We start from the raw sequence: 23,786 nt of genomic DNA on the forward strand, positions 1-23,786 counted from the left end.
GCATGTCCTTCTGCACGCAGGCCTGCATGAACGCATGCGTCGCGCTCATCGAGCGTCGATCCGTGGGCAAGCCCCGCAAACTGGGACGCCCGCCACATCTGCCATCAGCAGCAGGATGAACAACATGGACATTCAACTTCTCCTTGTTTGTGCAATCGAAAAAAGCGGCGTTATGATCCTTGGCAGCACCCGCTCACGCAGGCGTCACGCACGATGAAACACAAGACAAGCCGGCGATCGCTGGACATCTTCCGGATCGGTCTGGTCGGGCTGATGCTTCCGCTGACGCTGTCGTCCACGGCGCAGACGCCGCTGCGCTGGACGGCCGCCCCTTCAGGCACCGAGGCGACCGCGACCTCGGGCAGCGCAGCGGCCAGCCTGGCGCCGCGCGTCTCGCCGACGCAGCCGCTGCCTTACCGCACTTCGCTGCCGGGACAGAACATCCAGCCGCTCGCGGCCGGTTTCGACGTGCGCGCGTTCGAGACGATGGCCGAGCACCTGACCGTCGGCCAGCGCGTGCCCGGCCTGGCCATGGCCATCGTCCACAACGGCCGCGTGCTCAGCGCGCGCGGCTACGGCGTCACCGACGTGGTCAATCCGCAGCCCGTCGATTCGCACACCGTGTTCCGGCTGGCTTCGCTGTCGAAGGCGTTCGCCAGCACGCTGACCGGGCTGATGGTGCAGGACGGATCGCTGCGCTGGGACAGCAAGGTCAACCAGTTCGTGCCCGGCTTCCAGCTGCGCGATCCCAACGCGACCTCGCACGTGACCGTCGCCGATGTGCTGAGCCACAGTGTCGGCCTGCAGGCGCACAACGCCTTCGACCGCGACATCGAGGCGAACGCCGAGTACTACGACGTCGCCCGCAAGCTCGCCTACGCGCCGCTGAAGTGCGCGCCGGGCGATTGCTACGCGTACCAGAACGTGGCCTTCAGCCTGATCGGCGACGTGGTGTTCGCCGCGTCCGGCACGTTCTACGACCAGGCGGTGGATCGCCGCATCTTCAAGCCGCTGGGCATGAACGACGCCAGCATGGGCCTGGCGGGCATCGAGGGCAGCACGCGCTGGGCACGTCCGCACGTGCGCAGCCGCAACGGCTGGGTGTCGCTGACGCCCAAGCCGACCTACTACCGCCTGCCGCCGGCCGCCGGCGTCAACGCCAGCGCCAGCGACCTGGCGCAATGGCTGATCGCCCAGACCGGCCATCGCCCCGACGTGCTGCCCGCGCCGCTGCTGGCCACCCTGCATTCGCCGGTGGTGAACACGCCGGGCGAAATGCGCGGCGGCTGGCGTCGCGAACGCATCCACTCGGCCAGCTACGCGCTCGGCTGGCGCGTGTTCGACTACGCCGGCCAGCAGGTGGTGTTCCATGCCGGCGCGGTGCAGGGCTATCGCGGCCTGGTCGCGCTGGTGCCCGGCCAGGACTTCGGCGTGGCGCTGGTCTGGAACAGCGACAGCTCGCTGCCGTCCGGACTGCTGCCGACGATCCTCGATCGCGCGATGGGATTGCCGGGCCAGCCATGGGTCGAGACGCCCGCCGACTACGACCTGCTGCTGGCCGAGTCGCCGGATGGCACGCCCGCCACCGACAGGAAGGACAGCGGCACGTCCTCGCAGCGCGCTACCGCATCGCCGCGCTGACGACCTCGCGGCGGCGCACTGCCGCCGCCTTCGTCAGGAACGCGGGTCTGCTTCCAGCATGGCCTTGAGTCTGGCCAGACCTTTCTCGTAGTCCGCGCCGATCATGCGGTCGAACACCAGGCCCAGCCAGCGCTTGAACGGGTTGTACCCGTGCGCGCTGTCGAACGCCCACGTCACCCGCGTGCCCTGGCCTTCCGGCGCCAGCAGGTAGCTCGCCTGCGCCTGGCTGCCGTCGAAGTCCAACGCCACCACGATACGGTGGTGCGGTTCGCTGGCGGTGATTTCCTGGCTGCCGTTGCCGACTGCGCGGTTGCCCGCCCAGCGCATGCGCGCGCCCACGCCACGAGCAGGGCCTTCGAAGGTGTATTTCGCCTGGGGATCGTACTCGGCCCATGGCGACCATGCCGCGAAGCGCTCGAACGAATCGAGCGTGGCGAAGACCTGGGACGGACTGCGGTCGATGACCACGCTGCGCTCGACATGGGTCGTCGACGGCAGCAGCAGGCCGCCCGCCACGAAGACCAGTCCCAGCACGACGATGGCCGCCAGCACCCACCTGATGAACTTCATGCGCTGCCTCCTCGGCATCCGGGGAACGGCAGCCTAGCCGTTCGCCCATAAAAAAACTCTCCCCCCGCTGGGCACAGGGAGAGAGTCCATGGTGTTACGGATAACCGGGGTGGGCTTAGATCAGCGGAGCCGGGGTGGCCGGCAGCGCGACGGGGGCCGCTTTCTTCTTGGACTTCTTGGCAGGCTTCTTGGCGGCCTTCTTCGCGGCCTTCTTGGCCGGCTTCTTGGCTACTTTCTTGGCAGCCTTCTTAGCGGTCTTCTTGGCGGCCTTCTTGGCAACCTTCTTGGCCGGCTTCTTGGCTACTTTCTTGGCAGCCTTCTTGGTGGTCTTCTTCGCGGTCTTCTTGGCAGCCTTCTTCGCCGGCTTCTTGGCTACTTTCTTCGCAGCCTTCTTGGCGACCTTCTTCACTGCCTTCTTGGCCTTGGCGACCTTCTTGGCGACCTTCTTGGCAGCCTTCTTCACTGCTTTCTTCACGGTCTTCTTCGCAGCCGCCTTCTTGGTGGCCTTCTTGGCGGCCTTCTTGGCGGCCGGTTTCTTCTTCGCAGCTTTCTTCATTGCCATGTGATGGCTCCTCGTCAGTGAACTATGGATTTTTACGTCTGGCTACAGCACATCTGCCCGGAGGCAGGCCCAGCTGCAAGAAACGCCGCGGGAGTCGGACCCGTCGGCAGCCGTCGTCGCGACACGCGCGGCGATGCGGATTCCCCAGGGTGCCGGGCGTGCGAAACCCGGCTCCCTACAAATACGAAAACACCCGCGTCGCCAGGCGACACGGGTGCGATGAAAAGGGGGTGGTGCGTTTTTCCGGGGGAAGCGAGTCCTGCGTCCACCGCGTTCCGGGTGCGGACGATGGGCTGTGTTGTCTCTCGCGCCTTCGTGTTGATTCGACTCACTCGCTTCCGCAGCAAGCGCTGCTTGGGGCGAAACCTAATCACGGTTTTTCAAGGTGTCAACACCTTCGACCAACTTTTTTTCCCTGGCCGTCATGCCGGGGCGGCATCGGAAAGCGGCGGCGACGGCAGCGGCGCACGACGATCGAGCACGCCGGATTTGCCGGACGGACATCGGCTTGAAAAAAAACATCGGTAAAACGCGCTTTTTTTTCTTCGCGGCATTGCGCGGACAGCACCGACGCCATGACGGCGCGCGCACCAGCACCCTGCCGACGCGTGCGCCAACGGCTTGAACGCAGGCTAAAAAAAACTTTCCGGAAGGCCTTCCGATTTCGCGTCGCACAAGCCCGATTGCGCGGAAATGCGCAAACATTTTTCCGTCCGACGACGACGTTGTCGACGCGTCGGCTGCCTCGCGCGACGATGCGAAGCGCCTTCGCACGCCGCCGACGATGCACTTCCCATCACCCTCTTTCCGGTCGGAACCACCCGCCGCATGCTCGCCGTTCGTCGGTCGCTCACGTCGCGTGCGCCGGGATGCACATTGCGTTCCACCTCGACGGCATCGCCGGGCGCGTCGGCTTCGTCGCCGCGCTCGCCGTCATCCCCACGGCGCAAAAAAAACGGGGAACCGGGAACGGGGAGGTACTCCGCCGTCACCGATTCCCCGCGAGGGGCTGCCCGTGGGCGGCCTCAGTGGTCTTCGTCTTCCAGCAGCTCGGCGTAGTCGTCGGGCGACAGCAGTTCGTTGAGCTGGTCCAGCTCTTCGGCTTCGATCACGAAGATCCAGCCTTCGCCGTAGGCGTCCTCGTTGATGGTTTCCGGCTTGTCGGACAGCGCCGCATTGACCTCGACGACCTTGCCGGTGACCGGGCTGTACACGTCCGACGCCGCCTTGACGGACTCGACCACGGCGCTGGCGTTGCCGGCTTCGATGCGGTCGCCGACGTTGGGCAGCTCGACGTAGACCAGGTCGCCGAGCAGACCCTGCGCGTGATCGGAAATGCCGACGGTGACGCGGCCGCCCGCTTCCAGGCGGGCCCACTCGTGGGACTTGAGGAACTTCAGATCGCCAGGAATCTCGCTCATAGGGGTGCTCCGGATCGCAGCGTGGCTCGGGAAGGGGAAGATAGTTTAGCGGAGGAACGCGCGGGGGAAAGTGACCGCACGCCGTTCACTCCAGCACGCCGGCCTGCGCCTGGCCCTCGCGCACGAACGGGAACTTCACCACGCGCACCGGCACCTCCTTGCCGCGGATGTCCACGCGCACGTCGCCGCCGGCGCCCAGCGGAATGTCGCCGGCCGGCACGCGCGCGAACGCGATGGCCTTGCCCAGCGTCGGCGAGAAGGTGCCGGACAGGATCTCGCCGTCGCCGTGGGCGGTGAGCACTTTCTGGCCGTGCCGCAGCACGCCCTTCTCGTCCATGACCAGGCCGATCATCTGCCGCAATGCGCCGGACGCCTTCTGCGCTTCCAGCGGGGCGCGACCGGTGAACGCGCGTCCCTCGTCGAGCGACACCGTCCAGGCGAGCGCCGCCTCGTACGGCGACACCGTGTCGTCCATGTCCTGGCCGTAGAGGTTCATGCCCGCTTCCAGGCGCAGCGTGTCGCGCGCGCCCAGGCCGGCCGGCTTGACGCCGGCGTCGAGCAGCGCGTTCCAGAACGCCACGGCCTGCGCCTGCGGCAGCACGATCTCGTAGCCATCCTCGCCGGTGTAACCGGTGCGGGCGACGAACAGCGGCACGCCGTCGGTGCTGGTGGCGTCGGCCGCGGCGAAGCGGGTCAGCTTGCCGACCTTCGCCCGGTCTTCCTCGCGCAGCAGGCCATGCACGCGCTCGCGCGCGGTCGGTCCCTGCACGGCGACCATGGCGAAGTCGGGACGCTCGCTGACCTGCACGTCGAAGGCGACCGCCTGCGCGCCGATCCACGCCAGGTCCTTCTCGCGGGTCGCGGCATTCACCACCAGGCGGAAGAAATCCTCGGCCAGGAAGTAGATGATCAGGTCATCGATCACCCCGCCCTGCTCGTTGAGCATAGCGGTGTACAGCGCCTTGCCCGGCTTCTGCAGCTTGTCCACCGAATTGGCGACCAGCTGGCGCAGGAACTCCCGCGTGCGCGGGCCGCGCAGGTCGACCACGGTCATGTGGCTGACGTCGAACATGCCGGCGTCGCGGCGCACCTGGTGGTGTTCCTCGATCTGCGAGCCGTAGTGGATCGGCATGTCCCAGCCGCCGAAGTCGACCATCTTGGCGCCGAGCGCGCGATGGGTGTCGTTGAGGATGGTCTTCTGGGTCATGGCGGCTTCCGGAACGGACAAAGAGGCGCATTATCCCAGAACGCACCAGCGCGGTGCGCCGCCGCTACAGACCGTCGTACGCCTCGTTGAGGCAGTCCACGGTGCGCGCGTCCAGCCGATCGAAACGGCCCTCGGGCAGCTTCAACCTTCCTGCCCAGGCGATGTCCTTCAACCATGCCGTCGCGGTGTCGCGCTGGCGCACGATGGCGGCCACGCGCGCGTCGTCGCGCCCGTCCACACGACAGGTGCCGAACTGCAGGTAGTCGCCGGGCCGTGCGACCGGATACGGCAGGGCATCGGTGATGCGCCACTGCGCACGGGCGCCATCGCGACCGGCGAACTGGCCGGCAACCACGAAACGGGGAACGGGTTCGCCGCCGGCATCGCGGGCGGGCGAGGCCAGCACGCCGACCGAGTAGTCGCAGACACGTGCCGGATCGGGGGAGTCGGAGACGCAGCTGCCACCCAGTTCATCGAGCCCGGCGGGATACGGCGGCACCACCCGGCCAACGAGGTCCGTCGCGGCCACCGACAACGGTGCCAGCACCGACATCGACCACGCCAGCCCCGTTCCGCCCACTTACGCCTCCTGCACCTTCAGGGTCATGCCGTTCACCGCGACCACCCGCACCTGCGTCCCCACTGGCAGGTCGGGACCTTCCACCATCCAGAACGCGTCGTCGATCTTCACCCGGCCGCGGCCGCCCGCGATCGGCTGGTCGAGCAAGGCGACCGTACCGACCAGCTGTTCGGCGCGGCGGTTGAGCAAGGGCTTGTCGCTCTGCCGCCCCGCGCCACGGAACCAGGTGCGGTAGATCTGGATGGAGACGAAGCTGAGCACCACGAAGGCCGCGACCTGCGCCAGCAGCGGGATGCCCGGCACCACCAGCACGCCGAGGAACACCACCACCGCGGCGAAGCCCATCCACAACATGAAGGCGCCCGGCGCCATCGTTTCGGCGGCGAACAGCAGCAGCGCCACCGCCGCCCAACCCGCGACGTCCCAGCGCATGGCTCAGCCCCCCACTCGCGGCGGAGGCACGCGCGGCGGCGCGGCCTGCTGCTTGCCCAGCGCTTCCTTGGCCAGTTCGGCGATGCCGGCGATGGAACCGATGATGCCGCTGCTCTCCATCGGCATCAGCACGAACTTCTGGTTGGGTGCGGTGGCGAGCTCCTTGAAGGCTTCCACGTATTTCTGCGCGATGAAGTAGTTGATCGCCTGCACGTCGCCCTTGGCGATCGCGTTGCTGACCATCTCGGTGGCCTTGGCCTCCGCCTCGGCCAGGCGCTCGCGTGCTTCCGCGTCGCGGAACGCGGCTTCCTTGCGGCCTTCGGCTTCCAGCACCGCCGCCTGCTTCTCGCCTTCGGCGCGCAGGATCTCCGACTGGCGCGAACCCTCGGCCTCCAGGATCTGTGCGCGCTTCTCGCGCTCGGCCTTCATCTGCCGCGCCATCGAGTCGATCAGGTCGCGCGGCGGCTGGATGTCGCGGATCTCGATGCGGTTGACCTTGATGCCCCACGGGTTGGTGGCCTGGTCGACCACGCTGAGCAGCTGCGCGTTGATGGTTTCGCGCTGGCTCAGCGATTCGTCCAGGTCCATCGAACCGATCACCGTGCGGATGTTGGTCTGCACCAGGGCGATGGTGGCGACCTCGAGGTTGGACACCTCATACGCCGCCTTGGCCGCGTCCAGCACCTGGAAGAACACCACGCCGTCCACCTTGACCACGGCATTGTCCTTGGTGATCACGTCCTGGCTGGGCACGTCGAGCACCTGCTCCATAACGTTCACCTTGCGGCCCACGCCATAGATGATGGGCACCAGGAAGTGCAGGCCCGGATCCAGCGTATGGGTGTACTTGCCGAAGCGCTCGACGGTCCATTCGTAACCCTGCGGCACCATCCGCACCGTCTTGAACAGGATGATGACGCCGGCCACCAGCAGGACGATGGCGACGAAACTGGTCTCGAACATCGATGCATTCCTCATGGTCCCCGATGCGGGCCAGTATAGACCGCGGCGCAGCGCGGATCGGGACGCCCGGCCGCCGACCGGTGAGCGATGAACTTTCGGGATGCTGCGACGGTATTGCCTTCTGCCGCATCCCTACCTTCGAACACCCGAAGAACCTCCCCGCTTGAGCCGATCGCAGTTCGCCATCGACGTCCCCGACCGCCTGGTCGCCCGTGCGCGCACCGGCTGCCGGGAGGCGTTCGAACAGATCTACCGGCGGTTCGAGCGACCGGTGTTCACCCTGGCGCTGCGCATCTGCGGCGACCGCGAGCAGGCCGGCGACGTGCTGCAGGACACCATGCTGAAACTGTTCCACCACCTGCCCGATTTCCGCGCCGACTGTCCGTTCTGGGGCTGGCTGCGCCAGATCGCGGTCAACGAGGCACTGCTGCACCTGCGCCGGCAGAAGCGGCTGGTCGCGGAGATCGCAGTGGACGAAGACGACCTGCCCGAGGATCGCGGCCTGCCGCCCTGGGCCGCGGCCGATGCCGCCCTGCTGCAGCGCGCGCTCGATGCGTTGCCGGCCGCCACCCGCAGCGTGCTGTGGCTCTACCACGCCGAGGGCTATACCCACGAGGAGATCGCCGCGCTGATGCAACGCACGCCCAGCTTCTCCAAGTCGCAACTCGCGCGCGGCACCCGCCGGCTGCGGGCGCTGCTGAACATCGAGGAACCCGTCCATGCCTGATTCCCGTAGCCGCGATCCGATGCCGCGCGACTGGCGCGACGCTTTCGGCGCCCTGCCGCTGGAGGCGCCACCCGAGGACGGCTGGCAGCGCATCGCCGCCGCCTTGCCGCCCGCGCCGGCATCCGCTCGTCGCGCCCGCTGGCGGCGGCCCGCGCTGGCGCTGGTGGCGACGGCCTTCTTCGCTGCCGTCATCCCGCTGATGCACTGGCGGGCCGTGCAGACCAGCCCGCCGCCGTTGCAGCGTCCCACCGTCGTGGCGACGACCACGATGCCTGCGCCGGCTGACCAGCGGGTGCCGACGGCAGCCGATGTCATGCCCACGGCGTCGGTCGCCACCGCGCACGTCGCGCCGTCGAAGGTCGCGCGTGCACCGGCGGCATCCCGACCCAGCACGCAGGCCCGACACGATGCCGCACCCGCGCGACTCGATGCGCTCTACACCGAATCCGCGCGACTCGAAGCCGTGCTCGCGCATCTGCCCGACAGCGGCACCGGCAACGTCGCCGCGCTCGCGGTCAGTGCCGACCTGCAGGACCAGGTCGCCCACATCGACCTGGCGCTCTCGCAACCGGCGCTGCCGGACGTCACCCGCACCGCGCTGTGGGAACAGCGCGTGGACACCCTGCGCCAGCTCACCGGCGTGGAAGCCACCCGGCACTGGCAGGTCGCGCTGAACGACAGCGCCGATGCCGCCATCTACTGATCCGGAACATGCCACGAGGAAACCCCTGATGCTCAAGCCCCTTTCCGCCCCTCTGATGGCCCTCGCGCTGCTGGCGCCCTTGCCGGTGCTGGCGCAGCAGGACGATGCCGCCACGAAGAAGCAACTCGAAGACGCCCGCGCCGACCTGGAGCGCGCAGCCAAGCGCTTGGCCGAGCTGTCGCGTGGCGCCGGCGACCTCCGCGTGCCGATCAGCATCGACCCGCGCATCGTGAGCCGCCCGCGGTTGGGCGTGCTGCTGTCCGGCGACGACGCGGCCGGCGTGCGCATCACCGGCGTGACGCCGGAGAGCGGCGCGGCCAAGGCCGGGTTGAAGGCGGGCGACCGCCTGCTGCGCGTGGCCGGCGAGCCGGTCCGCGGCGACACCGCCGACGCACGCGTGGCCCATGCCCGCGAACTGCTGACGGACCTCAAGGTCGACACCGCCGTGCGGGTCACCTACCAGCGCGATGGCAAGGCGCACGAGGCCAGCGTCACCCCGACGCAGGTGTCGCCGCGCATCGCCTTCAGCAGCGACGGTCCGCGCAGTGTCTTCTTCCACAGCGGCGACGGCGGCATGCCGCAGATCGAGGGCGTGCCCGTGCCGCTGGACCAGATCGCGAGCGTCATTTCGCCCGACGTGCAGCGGGAGCTGCGCCAGCTCGGCAGGCTGGGCGAGTGCAAGGGAGAGGAATGCCGCCTGCCCGCCTTGGCCGAGGCGTTCCGCTGGAGCAACCTCAACCTGGCCACGGTGGACGCCTCGCTGGGGCGCTACTTCGGCACCGACGCGGGCGTGCTGGTGCTGTCCGTCGGCGACGAACTGGCCGGCCTGCAGGCGGGCGACGTGATCCGCAAGGTGGACGGTGCGCCGGTGACGACACCGCGCGACGTCACCCAGGCCCTGCGCGGCAAGCCGGAGGACGCGAAGGTTGCCGTCGAGTACCTGCGCGACCGGCAGACGCGGACCAGCACGGTGTCGGTACCGAAGGCATCGGCGTTCCGTTTCCCCGCGACCTCGCGGATCACCGTCAAGCCGCGTGTCGCCGTCGGCGTGGGCGAGGCGCCGACCGTCGTCGAAAAGCGCCGCGTGATGATCGTTACCCCGGACGGCAAGGTGCAGACCTTCGACGACAACAGCGATGCACCACCCATCGCACCGCCTGCGCGACCGGCCGGCAAGGGCGGCGCACTGCTCTGACCCCTATTACTAGAGAAGAGGACCGCGTGAATCCCCTGCCCCCGCCTTGCGGGGGTCTTTTTTTAGGAAGCGGCACTTCCCTGTGCCGGAGAGAACATCAGCGAGACGCCCTCGCGACGGCCGCGGGTTCGGCCGGCGCCGGCTCCACCCAGTCGGCGAACACCTTGGCGATGGCCGCATCCGCGACCGGCCTGCCTTCCTGCACCTCCCCGGCCTGGGTGAACAGCGGAATGATCATCGCCATGCCATCGACCTTGGTTTTCAGGCGAACGCCCGGCGCCTTCGACAGGAAGCCATTCCAGTGCGCACGCACCTTGGCCCAGTAGCCGGCGGTGGCCTGCCAGTAATGGCGCGCGGGGGTGAAGTCGACCTCGGTGGTCCTGAGGTAATCGTTGAAGCCGAACTCGCGCGCCAGTTCCACCTGGGTGCCGTCGGGCTTGCGCAGCACCTTGGTGTTGAACTGCTCGTGGGTCCAGCCGTTCGGGGTCAGTGTGTGGCGGTTGATCACCGACAGTGCGTTGTAGTCGCTGCGCTTGCTGTACTCGCGGCGTGGCAGCGGTCGCCAGCTGAGGTCGCTGGTCCAGGTGGCCACGCCGTTGGTGTACTCCCAGCGCCCCGTCCCGCAGTAGCGCGGCGCATCGCTGACTTCGTACACACATTGCGTCCAGGCCCCGCGGGTGGCATCGGCGGGCATCGCGCGCACGTGCCAGGTCTGGTCGGCGCTGAACTCGAAACGCGTCGGCGCCTCGTAGAACCAGTCCTGCCGCCAGTGCTTGGTCACGTGGCCGCTCTTCGCATCCACCAGGATGTGCTGCAGGACGATGCGGTGGGGCGTGTCCTCGACCACGATCACCGTCTCGTCGCCGCCGCTGCGCATCGCCGACTGGCGCTCGTAACCGGGCTGCAGCAGCACCGTTTCGTCGAAGGCGAAATCGACGGTGTAGTCGCCCTGCATCGCCAGGATCGACTGGCGGTCGCGGACGGGATCCGCCGCCAGAGCGGACGTCGACAGCGGCAGGATGAGGATGGACAGCGCAAGGGCGACCGGTGTCTTCATGGCGGCATTCTCTTTATTTGGGTCTGATCAGCGGCACGACGTTGTCGGCCGTCGCGTGGGTGTGTTCAAAGGGGATGGCGGTGAACGCAGCGGCGTGCTCGCAGCCGCCGTCGTGCATCCCGGTTTCCAGGGCGGCGCCTTCCGCATGCGCGATGCGTCGCGCGGTGGCGACGCCCAGCGGCGACATCAGCGGCAGGCTGGCGGCGAGCACGGGCATTGCCGCCGGCCGCGGCACCGCATGCAGTTGCAGGGCGCACGCGCGCCACTGGCCGCCGAGCAGGAGGCCGGCAAGCCGTTGCCACAGGCGATCGGCAAGACCGGCGGCCTCGTCGCCTCCGCCGGTCGGCAACGACGCCACCAGGCGGTCCCATGCCACGAAGTCGCTGTCCGGCAACAGGCACAGCCGCCAGCAACAGCGGCCCTGCGCGTCGAAGAACAGCAGCCGTTCGTCCAGTCCATCGCTGTCGACGCCGGTGTGGGCTTCTACCCGCACCGCCTGCTGCCATCCCGCCAGTTCGCTGCCCTGCTGCGCGCGGTACAGGCACAGCACCGGACCCAACGCGGCCAGTTGTGCGGCCGCGGGGAACGCATCCGGTGATGCGCCGACGATCCTGTCCGGCAGCGCGCGCAGCGTCGCCATGGCGCTACCAGCTCACCGACAGGCTGGCCGACAGCGAGCGGCCGGGCGAGGTGTAGCGGTCCAGCGTGGTGCTGGCCGCAGCGACCAGTGCGATGTCGCCGGCATCGATGTATGTCTTGTCGGCCAGGTTCAGCACGCCGACGTTCACCGTGGCGCCGGGCGCGAAGTTCCAGTGCGCGTAGAGGTCGAGCACGCCGTAGCCCGGCTGCCGGTAGTACGCGTCGGCGGACACGCGGTCCTTGCGGTCCACGAACCGGCCCGCCAGTTCCGCGCCCCATGCCTCGGCCTCGTAGGCCAGGCCCAGGGTCGCGGTGAGCGGATCCACGCTGTCCAGCGGCACGTCGTCCACGCGGTTCCTGCCGCGCGACCATGCCGCCGCGCCACGCAGGGACCATCCCGCGAGCGACGGCGTCCATGCGCCGAGGTCGGCATCTGCCTTCAACTCGACGCCGTGGATCTGCGCTTCCGCCACGTTCTGCGACTGGTACACCATCAGGCCGTCGTCGTTGAAGCCGATGAAGCGCATCGACTCGATGAAGTCGTCGTAGCGGTTGTAGTAGCCGGACAGACTGGCATGCACGGCATCGCCGGCATAGCGCACGCCGAACTCCAACCCGTCGCTGGTTTCCGGCTTGAGGTCGGGATTGGCGATGGCGGTGTAACCGAACTGCACGTTGGTGAAGCCGATATTGACGTCGTTGTACGGCGGCGAGCGGAAGCCGCGTGCGTAGCCGCCGAACAGCGACCAGTCCGCGCCGAACTTCCACACCATGCCCAGCTTCGGCGAGACGCTGGTTTCGCGGATGTCGGCCAGCACCACGCCCGGGTTGTCGCCGGTGAAGATCGCATCCTGTTCCGGATCCAGCCGGTAATGATCCACGCGCAGGCCGGGCACCAGGCGGAACGCACCGTCGTTGAAGCCGATCTCGTCCTGTACGTACAGCGCGGCCGTGGTGGTCTTGCTGACCGGGAAATCGCGCACCGGGAACACATCCGGCAACATCACCGGCGTGCCGACGCCGGTCAGCGGGAACGTGCGCAGGCCATCGCGCTTCTGCCGCGTTTCGGCACGCGAAAGGTCGATGCCGTAGGCGAGTTCGTGCCGTACGGCGTCGCCGAAGGCCTTGCGGACGTTCACCTGCAAGCCGTAGGTGCGCTGGTCGAAATTGAACGCGCGCTCGCGGATGTCGCGCAGCGTGGGCGCAGGCAGCGTGCGGTCCTCGCGGGTGTACTGGGCGGTCTCGCTGTCCTGACGGTAGACCTGCCAGTCCAGGCTGTCCGCGAAGGCGGATTGCATCCCGTTCCATTCGTGCGAGAACGCCACCCGCGCACGCGTCTGATGGTCGCGTGCGGTCACCGCGGTGTTGGTGGCGCCGGTCAAGGGCTGCAGGCCGCGTTGCGTCAGCAGGTCGGTATCGGTCGCGTCCTCGTTGCCCTCGACCGTCAGGGTGAACTGCTGGTCCTGGTCCGGCGCGAACACCAGTTTGCCCAGCAGGCTGCGACCGTCGCGTTGCTGCGGGTTGGGCAGCGTGCGGGCACTGCCGGTACCGCCGACGCTGCCCTGGTTTCCGGCTTCCTTGCCCTGGCGATGGCTGACATTGATCAGGCCGCTCCAGCGTTCGCCGCCGAAGGCCGCCGTCGCGCCGCCGAGCAGGCCGTCCCAGCGGCTGTCGTAGCCCAGGCGGAAGCTGAAGTAGGCGTCCTTGCCTGCTTCCAGATAGTCGGAAGGATCCTTGGTGATGAAGGACACCACGCCGCCCAGCGCATCCGATCCGTACAGCGAACTGGACGGACCGCGGACGATCTCGACGCGCTTGAGCGTGTCCAAGTCGATGAAATTCCGGTTCGCATTCGAGAAGCTGCCGATCGAGAACGCATCCGACACGGCGATGCCGTCGGTCTGGATGCGCACACGATTGGCCTCCAATCCGCGGATGCGGAAGCCGCCCAGGCCGAAGCGGCCGAAGCTCGACGTCACCGTGACGCCGGGTTCGTAACGGACCAGGTCCTTGATGTCGCGGACCAGCCGGTCGTCCAGTTGCTGGCGATCGATGACGCTGACGGTGTTGGGCACGTCCACCACGGCGCGTTCGGTGCGGGTGGCGGTGACCTGGATGCGGTCGAACTCCTTCGCGTCGGCAGGCGACGAGGCGGAGGTGTCGGCGGGTGTTTCGGCATGGGCATGGCCGGCAAGGGCCAGCCACACGGCCGAAGTGAGCAGCGTGGGACGCATCATGGCGTACAGCATTCCTGTGGGGTATGGAAAACCCGGAAGGCTGGCGGCCGGAGAATCCTTGGCTGGCGCCCGGTGGAGAGAGTCGGTGCCGTCGGCCGTGCGTGCCGACGGGGTGGCGGATTACTTGGTGAGGATCAGCTTGTCGTTGCTGGTGTGACGCAGGCGATAGAGGCGGTCGCCGTGGCGGATCAGCACTTCGCGCTGGCCCTTCAGCAGACTCTCGCTGTCCAGGGCGTCGTGGTCGCGGGGGGCGGCGGACGGCAGGGAGAGGCGCTCGCGCAGCGCCGACGTGTCGGCCAGGGGCAATGCAGTGACGTTCGAGATCATGGGTGGGGCTCCGGAGAAGGAACGCCATTGATGATAATGATTCTTATTTGCGCGTCAACACCTCCGCACCGCGCCCGGACGGGCGGTCAAATGAGAATGGCTCCGCCGTCCCGCTGCCCGCCTCCTTACAATGCGCGCACTTTCCTCCTCCGGGGAGTAGCCCACCCGTCCTGACGGGTTCCGCGCGTCAACACACTTGGTCCGCCGACCATGGTGCGCGGGACGAAGCGATCCGCTTCGCCGGGCAAGACCGAAGGCAGGCGTCGTGCTTACCCGGGCCGGGCAGTGCGTCGTTTGCCTTCGCGCCTGACGCGAATGCCTGGCCCCGGAGTTGTTGATGCAATCGCTGCACGCCCTGCTGGTGTCCACCGGCACCGTCACCCTGGCCGAGATCGGCGACAAGACCCAACTGCTGGCCCTTCTCCTGGCGGCGCGCTACCGCAAGCCGTGGCCGATCGCCTGGGGCATCCTGGCCGCGACCGTGGTGAACCACGCCCTCTCCGCTTGGCTCGGCGCGGAACTGACCGAATGGCTGTCGCCCGAGGTGCTGCGCTGGCTGGTGGCCGCCAGTTTCCTGGCCGTGGCGCTGTGGACCCTGAAGCCGGACACGCTGGACGAAAACGAAAAGCTGCCCGCCCACGGCGCCTTCATCGCCACCACCCTCGCCTTCTTCCTCGCCGAGATCGGCGACAAGACCCAGGTCGCCACCGTGCTGCTGGCCACCAAGTACACGCCACTGTGGCAGGTGATCGCCGGCACCACCGTCGGCATGCTGCTGGCCAACCTGCCGGTGGTCTGGCTGGGCCACCGCTTCGCCGACCGATTGCCGCTGACGCTGGCCCGGACCCTGGCCGCGGTGGTGTTCCTGGCCCTGGCGATCTGGGTGGCCTGGCACGGGATTGGCTGAACGGACTGGCGGAGCCGGCGCGCTGCTAGACTGCGCGGTCAGAACAACACGCAGGTCTGGGGGAATACATGCTGGAAGTCTTGGGGCGGATCGGCTTCGGCCTGTTCGGTCTGGCGGTGCTGATCGGCATCGTCTGGCTGTTTTCCAACAACCGTCGGGCGATCGACTGGAAGCTGGTCGCCACCGGCATCACCCTGCAGATCGCCTTCGCGGCGCTGGTGCTGCTGGTGCCGGGCGGACGGGAAGTGTTCGACGCCCTCGGCCACGGTTTCGTGAAGATCCTGAGCTTCGTCAACGCCGGCTCCAGCTTCATCTTCGGCAGCCTGATGAACACCGAGACCTACGGTTTCATCTTCGCGTTCCAGGTGCTGCCCACCATCATCTTCTTCGCCGCGCTGATGGGCGTGCTGTACCACCTGGGCGTGATGCAGTTCATTGTGCGGATCATGGCGCTGGCCATCACCAAGGTGATGAAGGTGTCCGGCGCCGAAACCACCAGCGTCTGCGCCAGCGTCTTCATCGGCCAGACCGAGGCCCCGCTGACGGTGCGCCCGTACATCCCCAAGATGACCGAGTCCGAGCTGATCACCATGATGATCGGCGGCATGGCCCACATCGCCGGCGGCGTGCTGGCCGCGTATGTCGGCATGCTGGGCGGCGGCGACGCCGAGCAGCAGGCCTTCTACGCCAAGCACCTGCTGGCGGCCAGCATCATGGCCGCGCCGGCCACGCTGGTGGTGGCCAAGCTGCTGATCCCGGAAACCGGCACGCCGCTGACCCGAGGCACGGTGAAGATGGAAGTCGAGAAGACCTCCAGCAACATCATCGATGCCGCCGCCGCGGGCGCGGGCGACGGCCTGCGGCTGGCGTTGAACATCGGCGCCATGCTGCTGGCCTTCATCGCCCTGATCGCGCTGCTGAACTGGCCGCTGACCTGGTTCGGCGAAGCGACCGGGCTGGCCGCCGCGATCGGCAAGCCGACCGACCTGGCCACGATCTTCGGCTACCTGCTGGCGCCCATCGCCTGGGTGATCGGCGTGCCGTGGCAGGACGCGACCACGGTCGCCTCGCTGATCGGCCAGAAGGTGGTCATCAACGAGTTCGTCGCCTACCTGCAGCTGGCCGATATCGTCAACGGCAAGGTCGCCGGGGTGACGTTGTCGGAAGAAGGCAAGCTGATCGCCACCTACGCGCTGTGCGGCTTCGCCAACTTCAGCTCGATCGCCATCCAGATCGGCGGCATCGGCGGGCTGGCGCCGGAGCGGCGTTCGGACCTGGCGCGCTTCGGCCTGCGCGCCGTGCTGGGCGGCACCATCGCCACGCTGATGACAGCCACCATCGCCGGCGTGCTGTCGCACTTCGGCTGATCCGGGCAGGGCGGCCGACGGCCGCTCCGCTCTCCCTGTCTACGTTCCCCTCCCGTGACCGCGGCGTTGCCGCGGTGCGGATCTCAGGTATCACCGCATGAACACGCCTTCCCCCGCCCTGCCCCGCGTCGTCGTCGTGGGCTCCTTCAACGTCGATCACGTCTGGCGCTGCGACGCCCTGCCCGCTGCAGGCGCCACCATCGCCGGCCGCTACGCCAGCGGCCCGGGCGGCAAGGGGTTCAACCAGGCCATCGCCGCGGTGCGCGCGGGCGCGGCCACCACCTTCGTCTGCGCCCTCGGCGACGATGCCGGCGGCCGCCTGGCGCGCGACCTGGCCAGCGTCGACGGATTGGACCTGCGCGCGCAGGCCAGCGAGGAACCGACCGGCACGGCCGGCATCTACGTGGATGCGCACGGACGTAACACCATCGTGATCGGCGCCGGCGCCAACGCCGCGCTGTCGACCCGCTTCATCGACGCACAGGCGGACGTGCTGGCCGCCGCCGGCGTGGTGTTGGTGCAGTTGGAATCGCCGTCGGACACGGTGCTGGCCACGCTGCAGGCCGCACGCCAGCAGGGCGCGGTAACCGTGCTCAACCCTGCCCCAGCCAACGCCGCGACGACGACCGAACTGCTGGCGCTCGCCGACCTCATCACGCCCAACGAAACCGAGTTCGCCGCGCTGCTCGCCCGCCACCTGGGCGAACGCATCACCGCCGACGACGTCGCCACGCTCGACGGCGTGACCCTGCACCAGCATTGCCGGCAACTGCTCCCGCACGGCACGGTCGTGGTGACACTGGGCGCCACCGGCGTCTACGTATCCCATCCGGAGGACGCGCTTCGCGGCGACCCGCGGCCGCACTACCGCGTGGCGGCCGAGGCGGCCACCGTCGTCGACACCACCGGCGCGGGCGATGCCTTCAATGGCGCGCTGGCCGCCTCGCTGGCCGGGAATACCGCGCCGGCCTTTGCCGACCACGTGCGCTTCGCCAACCGCTACGCCGCGCTGTCGACCGAACGCGCCGGCGCGGCACTGGCCATGCCGACGCTCGCGGAGCTGATCGCCCGCCACGGCGAGCAGGCCTGACGGTTTCCCGCTCCGGGCGGGCGGCGGATAATGCCGCCATGCAGATCGGACCCTACCGCATCGACCCGCCGGTGATGCTGGCCCCCATGGCCGGCGTCACCGACAAGCCGTTCCGCCTGCTGTGCAAGCGGCTGGGCGCGGGCCTGGCGGTGTCGGAAATGACGATCAGCGACCCGCGCTTCTGGAACACCGCCAAGTCGCTGCACCGCATGGACCACGAGGGCGAACCCAGCCCGGTCAGCGTGCAGATCGCCGGTACCGAACCGGAGCAGCTGGCGCACGCCGCCCGCTACAACGCCGACCACGGCGCGCAGATCATCGACATCAACATGGGCTGCCCGGCCAAGAAGGTGTGCAACGCCTGGGCCGGCTCGGCGCTGATGCGCGACGAGGCCCTGGTCGGGCGCATCCTGGAAGCGGTGGTGAAGGCGGTGGACGTACCGGTCACGCTGAAGATCCGCACCGGCTGGGATTGCGACCACCGCAACGGCCCGGTCATCGCCCGCATCGCGCAGGAAAGCGGCATCGCGTCGCTGGCCGTGCATGGCCGCACGCGCGACCAGCACTACACCGGCACTGCCGAATACGACACCATCGCCGCCATCAAGGCCGCGCTGCGCATCCCGGTGGTGGCCAACGGCGACATCGATTCGCCGGAGAAGGCCGCCTACGTACTGGCGAAGACCGGCGCCGACGCGGTGATGATCGGCCGCGCCGCGCAGGGACGGCCGTGGATCTTCCGCGAGATCGCGCATTTCCTCGCCACCGGCGAACGCCTGCCGCCGCCGTCGCTGCCTGAAATCCGCGACCTCCTGCTCGGCCACCTGCATGCCCTGCATGATTTCTACGGGGAACCGCAGGGTGTGCGCATCGCCCGCAAGCACCTGGGCTGGTACGCCAAGGACCGGCCGGAGAACCTCGCCTTCCGTGCCGTGGTGAACCGCGCGGAAAGCGCAGACGAACAGGTACGCCTGACGCGCGACTATTTCGATGCACTCGTCGCCGGCGAGTCGCTGGCGACGGCGGCCTGACCACTCATGTCCCGGAGTCTTCCATGACCGACACCAATGCCGTCTACGTGCACGGGTTCTCCCCGGTGGAGCAGGCGCGGCTGATGAAGCAGGCCCGCCTGCTGGAAAGCACCATCTTCAACCGCATCGACTACACCGGTGTACGCCGCCTGCTGGAAGTCGGCAGCGGCGTGGGTGCGCAGACCGAGATTCTGTTGCGCCGTTTCCCCGATCTGCATGCCACTTGCGTGGACCTCAATGCCGCGCAGCTCGACGCCGCCCGCCACAACCTGGCGCAGATGCCGTGGTGCCGCGACCGCTATGCGCTGCAGGAAGCCGACGCGAGCCGGCTGCCGTATGGCGCCCGCGAATTCGATGCCGCCTTCCTGTGCTGGATCCTGGAGCATGTGCCGAACCCGGCCCGCGTGCTCAGCGAGGTCCGTCGCGTACTGGCGCCGGGCTCGCCGATCTACATCACCGAGGTGATGAACTCCTCGTTCCTGCTGCATCCGTATTCGCCGAACACCTGGCGCTACTGGATGGCGTTCAACGACTTCCAGTACGACAGCGGCGGCGATCCGTTCATCGGCGCCAAGCTGGGCAACCTGCTGCTGGCCGGCGGCTATCGCGACGTGGTGACGGAGATCAAGACCGTGCACTTCGACAACCGCGAGCCGGCACGGCGCAAGGACATGATCGCGTTCTGGGAAGAACTGCTGCTGTCGGCGGCCGATTCGATGGTCGACGCCGGGCGCGTCCCGCAGGATGTGGTGGACGGCATGCGCAACGAGATGCGCGACGTGCAGAACGATCCGGATGCGGTGTTCTTCTACGCCTTCGTGCAGGCGCGCGCGACGGTCTACTGACGAAGGTATACGCCGCGTAAACATGACCGCAGTCACCGTGCTTTCCGGCACTGGGGCCCGCCTGCGCGCAGCGTGAGGATGACCACGCCGGTTCCCCGCCGGCCTGCGATCCCCCGCAGCAGCAAGCGGTAATCACCTCCCGAGGAGGATGTCATGAACGTAAGAACCGCACTCGTCGTCGCCCTGTTGGCCGCGCCCTTCTCCGCGCAGGCCGGCGACACCATCCGGCAACTTTCGGAACATACCGGCCTGAGCGAACGCAAGGTGCAGATGATCCTGGGCAACCGCACTTCGTTTGCCGAGTATCCGTACACCTACCAGCGCTCGGCGGAACAGTTCCGCCATGCACTGGGTGAAGAGAACTACCAGCGCCTGATGAATGGCCAGGCCGTGGTACTGCAGGACGCGCCGGGCAAGGACGAGGCCATCCGCGTGGCACGCGAGGACGCCAGCGCACGCGCGAAGGACGTCCAGAAGCAAACGGTCACCGGCTCCTGAGTTGGGCGGGCGTGGAAGCCGCGCCCACCCACCGACGCGGCACACGATGCCCGGGCACGCTGCCGCGGTCCGGGCAACGCGTCAGAACGAACGCACCTGGCAATGCCCCTTTCGGTCGGACGCCATACGGCTCACGCCGACGCCATCCGCGGCGGCTAGCCGAGCGACGCGCGCACCGGTTCGCGCGTGGGTTCCCGGATGCGCTTCCACATGGCGGCCATGAGCGCCCGCACGCCCGCCATGCCGGAGACAGGAGCCGTCCACGGCTGCTGCACGGGGGCAATCGCCTGCCAGCCATCGCCGCGCCGGGTCGCGACTTCGAAGCTGAAGTTGTAGTCCGGCTCCAGCCCCATCCGCAGGTCCGACAGCACCAGCCGATCCTCCTGCACCTGCGCGCGCATGAAGCCGCGGTTGAACCATGCCAGGCGTTTCACCGTGGCAATGTCGCGCGCCTCGGCCAGCGCCTGCACGTTGGACGGATAGCCACGGAAATGCAGCGGGCCGTCGTCGACCAGCACCGAGCGCTCGGCTTCGACATAGCCTGACGGCGTCATCGCCACCACGCGCCACAGCAAGGTGTTGAACGGCATCGGCACCGAGAAATACGGCGCATCGCCCAGTCCCATCGAAGCGAGCGTCCGCTCGGCCTCGCGGTCCACCATCGACTTGGCCAGCAGCGACCACCCCAGGTAGGCGCTACTCAGCACCAGTCCGACCGCCAGCGCACGCTGCGCGGCCACGCGCTCGCGCAGGCACCATGCCGCGATGCACGCGACCAGCAGCCATATCGTGTAGAGCGGATCGATGATGAAAACGCTCGACCACATCGTCGGCGGCGGCGCCAGCGGCCACCACAGCTGCGTGCCGTAGACGGTGAAGGCGTCCAGCAGCGGATGCGTGACCAGCGCCAGCTGGATCGCCCAGAACCACCGCACCGGCGAGGCCGCCACGCGTCCGTTGCCGAAGCGCCTGAACAACCACCAGACCAGCCAGCCCACCAGCGGCAGCACGAACAGCGAATGGCTGAAGCTGCGATGCACGGTCATCAGCGTGACCGGATTGTCGGAGAACAACGCGATGGGCAGGCTGTCGAGATCCGGCAACGTGCCGAGGGCGGCGCCGGCGAGCAGGGCGGCGCGACGATGCGCGGCGGGGGCGATGAGGGCGGCGACGGCGCCGCCGAGAACGATCTGGCTGAGGGAATCCATCCGGCGATCCTAGCAGCCGGACGTGCGTTTGCTCACGCGGCGCGTTGGGCGTCCTGCGGCACCAGCCGCAGCCTGGGCGCCACTTCGCCCAGCACCTTGCCGGTGTGCGACAGCAGGCACAGCGTGCCGTCGGCCTCCTCGCTGAGTGCGGTCAGGCTCTCGACCCAGTCGCCGTCGTTCGCGTACAGCAGGCCATCGCGCTGCAGCAGCGAGGCGCGATGGATATGGCCGCAGACGATGCCGTCCAGGCCGCGGCGACGCGCATCGTCCAGGCCCGCCTGCACGAAGCGGCCGATGTAGCGCTCGGCGGCGTCGCTCTGCCGCTTGAGGTATTCCGCCAGCGACCAGTAGCGCAGGCCGAGGCGGCGGCGCAGCTGGTTGGTCAGGCGGTTGCCGGTGAGGATGCGGTAGTACAGCCAGTCGCCGAACTTTTCCTGCAGGCCGCCGAAGTGGGTGACGCCGTCGTAATCGTCGCCGTGCGTCACCAGCAGGCGGCGACCATCCAGCGTGGTGTGGATGGCACGCCGGCGCACCTGCATGGCCGGCAGCATCAGGCCGCAGAAGCGGCGGATCGGGCGGTCGTGATTGCCGGGCACGTAGATCAGTTCGGTGCCGTTGCGCGCCAGCGCATGCAAGGCCTCCACCACCCGGTTGTGGGCCGCATCCCAGGAGGCACGACGCTGCGCCATCCACCACAGGTCGATGATGTCGCCCACCAGGTAGAGCCGCTTGCACTGCAGGCCGGCGAGGAAATCGGCGAACTCGGCCGCGTGGCAATGCTTGGAACCCAGATGGACGTCGGAGACGAAGACCGCGCGCCGCATCGGCGATGGCGCGGCCCGCGGGCTCATGCCGCCGCCTCCACCGGGCGCCACGCATCGCCGAGGTAACGCTCCCGCTTTCGCGGCCGGATCCGGTGCAGGTCCACTTCGATCAGACCATCGAGGGAATCGCTGAAATCCGGATCCACGCCGAACGCGAGGAAACGCGCGCCGCCGGGTTCGCACAGGTCGGTGTACTGCTTGTAGAGCATCGGCACGGTCGCCCCCAGCGTATCGAGGTTGGTCTTCAGCACGCGGAAAGCGGTCTCGGCATCCAGCGCATCGAAGCACGGCGGCGTCGCCGTGTAGCGGAACGGATGGCGCGACCGCGCCTCGCCGCTCGGGTCGCCGTAGTAGTGCGCGTAGTACGCGACGATCTGTTCGCGCGCATCCAGCGGCAGCGCGGCACTCATCGACACCGCCCCGAACAGGTAGCGCACGCGCGGATGCCGGCGCAGGTAGGCGCCGATGCCCTGCCACAGGTAGTCGATGCTGCGGCTGCCCCAGTATTCGGGCACCACGAAGCTGCGGCCCAGCTCCATGCCGGCGGCCAGCCGCGGCAGCGCATCGTCGGCGTAGTCGAACAGCGACGCGGTGTAGAGCCCCTTCAGCCCCTGCGCGGCCAGCACCGGCGCGCCGCGGGCGATGCGGTAGGCGCCGGCGATCTTCCGCTGCGCCGCGTCCCACAGCACGATGTGCTCGTACCAGGTATCGAAGGCGTCCACGTCCATGCGCTTGCCGGTGCCCTCACCCACCGCACGGAACGTCAGTTCGCGCAGGCGGCCGATCTCGCGCAGCAGCGGCGAGCCGCCGGCCAGCCTTCCCACGCAGATGCGCTTGCCGTCGGTGGTCTCGCCCAGCACGTCTAGCGTGTCGATGCAGGCCGCCAGGACGTCCGGCGCCAGCGCGCCCACCAGCGGTTCGGCGGTGTCGGCCGGTTCCGGTGACGCCGCCTTCGCGGGCCGTCCGAGCGCATACAGCGCCGAACGCACCCGCTCGATCACGGTGACGGCGGCTTCTTCCGCATCCACGCGCAGCACCTGGCCGACATGCAGATGCAGGCGCCGCTGGCTGCGGCGGAACATCTCGCGTGCCAGCAGCGCGGTGCCGGCCGGCTTGAACAGCGCCGAGGCGCCGTAGAACAGCGGGGAGTTGCGCGCCTGCACCCGGATCGGCAGCACGGGTGCCCCGGTCGCCCGCGCGAAGCGCAGGAAGCCGCGGCGCCAGCGCGTATCGCGCACGCCACGCGGCCCCAGCCGCGACACCTCGCCTGCGGGGAACACGATCACGCACTGCTCGGCCTCCAGCGCCCGCTCGACGGCGCGCACGCTGTCCACGCCCGGCGCGCCGCCCAAGATGCGCACCGGCAGCAGCAGTTCGGCCAGCGGCGCGATGTCCATCAGGAAGTCGTTCGCCACGATCCGGACGTCGCGGCGCACGCGGCCGACCAGTTGCAGCAACGCCAGGGCATCGAGCGCCCCGGACGGATGGTTGGCGACGATCAGCAAGCGGCCCTGCGCGGGAATGCGGCGCTCGCCTTCGGGTTCGACGGTCGGGCGCAGGTTGAGGTGGTCGATGGCGGCGTCGACGAAGGCCAGCCCTTGCAGGTGACCGTGGTCGGCGAGGAAGGCATAGGCCTGGTCGAGCTTCGACCAGCGCCCCAGCGTGCGCAGCAGCGGCTGGGTCAGCCGGGCACGACGGCCACGGAACCAGTGGGGATAGCGTTCGGCGATCTGGCGTTCCAGCGGGTGCATGGCA

Annotated in this window: 25 protein-coding genes; 10 read left to right on the forward strand and 15 right to left on the reverse strand. The window is 68.5% G+C overall.

What is annotated here, in order from left to right:
- Positions 1 to 213: 213 nt before the first annotated feature.
- Complete coding sequence (locus MMG85_RS01655) at positions 214 to 1,641, forward strand: beta-lactamase family protein (RefSeq protein ID WP_241044345.1); 1,428 nt, start codon at positions 214 to 216, stop codon at positions 1,639 to 1,641.
- Between the two features lie 33 nt (positions 1,642 to 1,674).
- On the opposite strand, the gene MMG85_RS01660 is transcribed toward MMG85_RS01655, so the two are convergent.
- The 8 genes from MMG85_RS01660 to MMG85_RS01695 all read right to left on the reverse strand — a co-directional run bounded on the left by MMG85_RS01660 (position 1,675) and on the right by MMG85_RS01695 (position 7,376).
- On the reverse strand, positions 1,675 to 2,211 hold the full coding sequence (locus tag MMG85_RS01660) for an SRPBCC family protein (protein WP_241044346.1): 537 nt from the start codon (positions 2,209 to 2,211) through the stop codon (positions 1,675 to 1,677).
- Between the two features lie 115 nt (positions 2,212 to 2,326).
- Positions 2,327 to 2,773 carry a hypothetical protein gene (locus MMG85_RS01665; protein WP_241044347.1) on the reverse strand — a complete coding sequence of 149 codons (447 nt, stop codon included), beginning with the start codon at positions 2,771 to 2,773 and terminating at the stop codon, positions 2,327 to 2,329.
- A gap of 388 nt (positions 2,774 to 3,161) precedes the next feature.
- Complete coding sequence (locus MMG85_RS01670) at positions 3,162 to 3,350, reverse strand: hypothetical protein (protein WP_241044349.1); 189 nt, start codon at positions 3,348 to 3,350, stop codon at positions 3,162 to 3,164.
- Positions 3,351 to 3,798: 448 nt separating this feature from the next.
- Positions 3,799 to 4,194, reverse strand: coding sequence for a glycine cleavage system protein GcvH (gene gcvH / locus MMG85_RS01675; protein WP_055936625.1), 396 nt, complete (start codon positions 4,192 to 4,194; stop codon positions 3,799 to 3,801).
- A gap of 85 nt (positions 4,195 to 4,279) precedes the next feature.
- Positions 4,280 to 5,401 carry a glycine cleavage system aminomethyltransferase GcvT gene (gene gcvT / locus MMG85_RS01680; protein WP_241044351.1) on the reverse strand — a complete coding sequence of 374 codons (1,122 nt, stop codon included), beginning with the start codon at positions 5,399 to 5,401 and terminating at the stop codon, positions 4,280 to 4,282.
- Positions 5,402 to 5,465: 64 nt separating this feature from the next.
- Positions 5,466 to 5,981 (reverse strand): hypothetical protein, encoded by a 516-nt coding sequence (locus MMG85_RS01685; RefSeq protein ID WP_241044352.1) that lies wholly within the window; start codon positions 5,979 to 5,981, stop codon positions 5,466 to 5,468.
- Positions 5,982 to 6,413 (reverse strand): NfeD family protein, encoded by a 432-nt coding sequence (locus MMG85_RS01690; protein ID WP_241044353.1) that lies wholly within the window; start codon positions 6,411 to 6,413, stop codon positions 5,982 to 5,984.
- Positions 6,414 to 6,416: 3 nt separating this feature from the next.
- Complete coding sequence (locus tag MMG85_RS01695) at positions 6,417 to 7,376, reverse strand: SPFH domain-containing protein (protein ID WP_055936637.1); 960 nt, start codon at positions 7,374 to 7,376, stop codon at positions 6,417 to 6,419.
- A 163-nt stretch (positions 7,377 to 7,539) separates the two neighbouring features.
- Here MMG85_RS01695 and MMG85_RS01700 point away from each other — a divergent pair, with 163 nt between their 5' ends.
- Genes MMG85_RS01700 through MMG85_RS01710 form a run of 3 tightly spaced genes read left to right on the forward strand, consistent with a single transcriptional unit; the run spans position 7,540 to position 10,001 of the window.
- The gene (locus tag MMG85_RS01700; RefSeq protein WP_241044354.1) at positions 7,540 to 8,103 is read left to right on the forward strand and encodes a sigma-70 family RNA polymerase sigma factor; all 564 of its coding nucleotides are present in this window, start codon (positions 7,540 to 7,542) and stop codon (positions 8,101 to 8,103) included.
- Positions 8,096 to 8,806 (forward strand): hypothetical protein, encoded by a 711-nt coding sequence (locus MMG85_RS01705; RefSeq protein WP_241044355.1) that lies wholly within the window; start codon positions 8,096 to 8,098, stop codon positions 8,804 to 8,806. The genes MMG85_RS01700 and MMG85_RS01705 overlap by 8 nt, the downstream gene beginning before the upstream one ends.
- 28 nt (positions 8,807 to 8,834) lie before the next feature.
- Complete coding sequence (locus tag MMG85_RS01710; RefSeq protein WP_241044356.1) at positions 8,835 to 10,001, forward strand: PDZ domain-containing protein; 1,167 nt, start codon at positions 8,835 to 8,837, stop codon at positions 9,999 to 10,001.
- Between the two features lie 97 nt (positions 10,002 to 10,098).
- Here MMG85_RS01710 and MMG85_RS01715 read toward each other — a convergent pair whose 3' ends face one another.
- The 4 genes from MMG85_RS01715 to MMG85_RS01730 form a co-directional block, all read right to left on the reverse strand.
- A complete protein-coding gene (locus tag MMG85_RS01715; RefSeq protein ID WP_241044357.1) occupies positions 10,099 to 11,058 on the reverse strand; it encodes a DUF6607 family protein in 960 nt (319 codons plus the stop codon).
- 13 nt (positions 11,059 to 11,071) lie between these two features.
- A complete protein-coding gene (locus tag MMG85_RS01720; RefSeq protein WP_241044358.1) occupies positions 11,072 to 11,698 on the reverse strand; it encodes a Hemin transport protein in 627 nt (208 codons plus the stop codon).
- Between the two features lie 4 nt (positions 11,699 to 11,702).
- Entirely contained in the window at positions 11,703 to 13,934 is a 2,232-nt protein-coding gene (locus MMG85_RS01725; RefSeq protein ID WP_241044359.1) for a TonB-dependent hemoglobin/transferrin/lactoferrin family receptor, read from the reverse strand.
- A 120-nt stretch (positions 13,935 to 14,054) separates the two neighbouring features.
- On the reverse strand, positions 14,055 to 14,261 hold the full coding sequence (locus tag MMG85_RS01730) for a hemin uptake protein HemP (protein WP_241044361.1): 207 nt from the start codon (positions 14,259 to 14,261) through the stop codon (positions 14,055 to 14,057).
- A gap of 337 nt (positions 14,262 to 14,598) precedes the next feature.
- On the opposite strand from MMG85_RS01730, the gene MMG85_RS01735 reads away from it, so the two are divergent.
- From MMG85_RS01735 to MMG85_RS01760, 6 genes are all read left to right on the forward strand, one after another.
- Positions 14,599 to 15,168: a TMEM165/GDT1 family protein gene (locus tag MMG85_RS01735; RefSeq protein WP_241044363.1), complete on the forward strand. Its 570-nt coding sequence runs from the start codon at positions 14,599 to 14,601 to the stop codon at positions 15,166 to 15,168.
- 68 nt (positions 15,169 to 15,236) lie between these two features.
- A complete protein-coding gene (locus MMG85_RS01740) occupies positions 15,237 to 16,535 on the forward strand; it encodes a nucleoside transporter C-terminal domain-containing protein (RefSeq protein WP_241044364.1) in 1,299 nt (432 codons plus the stop codon).
- A 118-nt stretch (positions 16,536 to 16,653) separates the two neighbouring features.
- Positions 16,654 to 17,625, forward strand: coding sequence for a ribokinase (locus tag MMG85_RS01745; protein ID WP_241044608.1), 972 nt, complete (start codon positions 16,654 to 16,656; stop codon positions 17,623 to 17,625).
- Between the two features lie 38 nt (positions 17,626 to 17,663).
- The gene (gene dusB, locus MMG85_RS01750) at positions 17,664 to 18,656 is read left to right on the forward strand and encodes a tRNA dihydrouridine synthase DusB (protein WP_241044365.1); all 993 of its coding nucleotides are present in this window, start codon (positions 17,664 to 17,666) and stop codon (positions 18,654 to 18,656) included.
- A gap of 23 nt (positions 18,657 to 18,679) precedes the next feature.
- Positions 18,680 to 19,501 carry a methyltransferase domain-containing protein gene (locus tag MMG85_RS01755; protein ID WP_241044366.1) on the forward strand — a complete coding sequence of 274 codons (822 nt, stop codon included), beginning with the start codon at positions 18,680 to 18,682 and terminating at the stop codon, positions 19,499 to 19,501.
- 153 nt (positions 19,502 to 19,654) lie between these two features.
- Entirely contained in the window at positions 19,655 to 19,999 is a 345-nt protein-coding gene (locus tag MMG85_RS01760; protein ID WP_241044367.1) for a hypothetical protein, read from the forward strand.
- A 155-nt stretch (positions 20,000 to 20,154) separates the two neighbouring features.
- Here MMG85_RS01760 and MMG85_RS01765 read toward each other — a convergent pair whose 3' ends face one another.
- Genes MMG85_RS01765 through MMG85_RS01775 form a run of 3 tightly spaced genes read right to left on the reverse strand, consistent with a single transcriptional unit; the run spans position 20,155 to position 23,782 of the window.
- Positions 20,155 to 21,207, reverse strand: coding sequence for a metal-dependent hydrolase (locus tag MMG85_RS01765; RefSeq protein ID WP_241044368.1), 1,053 nt, complete (start codon positions 21,205 to 21,207; stop codon positions 20,155 to 20,157).
- 32 nt (positions 21,208 to 21,239) lie between these two features.
- Complete coding sequence (locus MMG85_RS01770) at positions 21,240 to 22,058, reverse strand: UDP-2,3-diacylglucosamine diphosphatase (RefSeq protein WP_241044369.1); 819 nt, start codon at positions 22,056 to 22,058, stop codon at positions 21,240 to 21,242.
- Positions 22,055 to 23,782, reverse strand: a complete 1,728-nt coding sequence (locus tag MMG85_RS01775) for a GNAT family N-acyltransferase (RefSeq protein WP_241044370.1) — start codon at positions 23,780 to 23,782, stop codon at positions 22,055 to 22,057. Before MMG85_RS01775 ends, MMG85_RS01770 begins: the two co-directional genes overlap by 4 nt.
- Positions 23,783 to 23,786 lie beyond the last annotated feature (4 nt).

The sequence above is a fragment of the Pseudoxanthomonas sp. LH2527 genome, from assembly GCF_022539275.1.
Classification (GTDB): Bacteria; Pseudomonadota; Gammaproteobacteria; order Xanthomonadales; family Xanthomonadaceae; genus Pseudoxanthomonas_A.

Excerpts from the sequence above, each read along its gene's own strand:
- MMG85_RS01690 (WP_241044353.1), bottom strand. The coding sequence starts at position 6,413 with ATGCGCTGGGACGTCGCGGGTTGGGCGGCGGTGGCGCTGCTGCTGTTC.
- MMG85_RS01695 (WP_055936637.1), bottom strand. The coding sequence starts at position 7,376 with ATGTTCGAGACCAGTTTCGTCGCCATCGTCCTGCTGGTGGCCGGCGTC.
- MMG85_RS01665 (WP_241044347.1), bottom strand. The coding sequence starts at position 2,773 with ATGGCAATGAAGAAAGCTGCGAAGAAGAAACCGGCCGCCAAGAAGGCC.
- MMG85_RS01765 (WP_241044368.1), bottom strand. The coding sequence starts at position 21,207 with ATGGATTCCCTCAGCCAGATCGTTCTCGGCGGCGCCGTCGCCGCCCTC.
- MMG85_RS01735 (WP_241044363.1), top strand. The coding sequence starts at position 14,599 with ATGCAATCGCTGCACGCCCTGCTGGTGTCCACCGGCACCGTCACCCTG.
- MMG85_RS01655 (WP_241044345.1), top strand. The coding sequence starts at position 214 with ATGAAACACAAGACAAGCCGGCGATCGCTGGACATCTTCCGGATCGGT.
- MMG85_RS01725 (WP_241044359.1), bottom strand. The coding sequence starts at position 13,934 with ATGATGCGTCCCACGCTGCTCACTTCGGCCGTGTGGCTGGCCCTTGCC.
- MMG85_RS01740 (WP_241044364.1), top strand. The coding sequence starts at position 15,237 with ATGCTGGAAGTCTTGGGGCGGATCGGCTTCGGCCTGTTCGGTCTGGCG.
- gcvT (WP_241044351.1), bottom strand. The coding sequence starts at position 5,401 with ATGACCCAGAAGACCATCCTCAACGACACCCATCGCGCGCTCGGCGCC.
- MMG85_RS01720 (WP_241044358.1), bottom strand. The coding sequence starts at position 11,698 with ATGGCGACGCTGCGCGCGCTGCCGGACAGGATCGTCGGCGCATCACCG.
- MMG85_RS01715 (WP_241044357.1), bottom strand. The coding sequence starts at position 11,058 with ATGAAGACACCGGTCGCCCTTGCGCTGTCCATCCTCATCCTGCCGCTG.
- MMG85_RS01760 (WP_241044367.1), top strand. The coding sequence starts at position 19,655 with ATGAACGTAAGAACCGCACTCGTCGTCGCCCTGTTGGCCGCGCCCTTC.
- gcvH (WP_055936625.1), bottom strand. The coding sequence starts at position 4,194 with ATGAGCGAGATTCCTGGCGATCTGAAGTTCCTCAAGTCCCACGAGTGG.
- MMG85_RS01670 (WP_241044349.1), bottom strand. The coding sequence starts at position 3,350 with ATGGCGTCGGTGCTGTCCGCGCAATGCCGCGAAGAAAAAAAAGCGCGT.
- dusB (WP_241044365.1), top strand. The coding sequence starts at position 17,664 with ATGCAGATCGGACCCTACCGCATCGACCCGCCGGTGATGCTGGCCCCC.
- MMG85_RS01775 (WP_241044370.1), bottom strand. The coding sequence starts at position 23,782 with ATGCACCCGCTGGAACGCCAGATCGCCGAACGCTATCCCCACTGGTTC.
- MMG85_RS01770 (WP_241044369.1), bottom strand. The coding sequence starts at position 22,058 with ATGAGCCCGCGGGCCGCGCCATCGCCGATGCGGCGCGCGGTCTTCGTC.
- MMG85_RS01730 (WP_241044361.1), bottom strand. The coding sequence starts at position 14,261 with ATGATCTCGAACGTCACTGCATTGCCCCTGGCCGACACGTCGGCGCTG.
- MMG85_RS01710 (WP_241044356.1), top strand. The coding sequence starts at position 8,835 with ATGCTCAAGCCCCTTTCCGCCCCTCTGATGGCCCTCGCGCTGCTGGCG.
- MMG85_RS01660 (WP_241044346.1), bottom strand. The coding sequence starts at position 2,211 with ATGAAGTTCATCAGGTGGGTGCTGGCGGCCATCGTCGTGCTGGGACTG.
- MMG85_RS01705 (WP_241044355.1), top strand. The coding sequence starts at position 8,096 with ATGCCTGATTCCCGTAGCCGCGATCCGATGCCGCGCGACTGGCGCGAC.
- MMG85_RS01755 (WP_241044366.1), top strand. The coding sequence starts at position 18,680 with ATGACCGACACCAATGCCGTCTACGTGCACGGGTTCTCCCCGGTGGAG.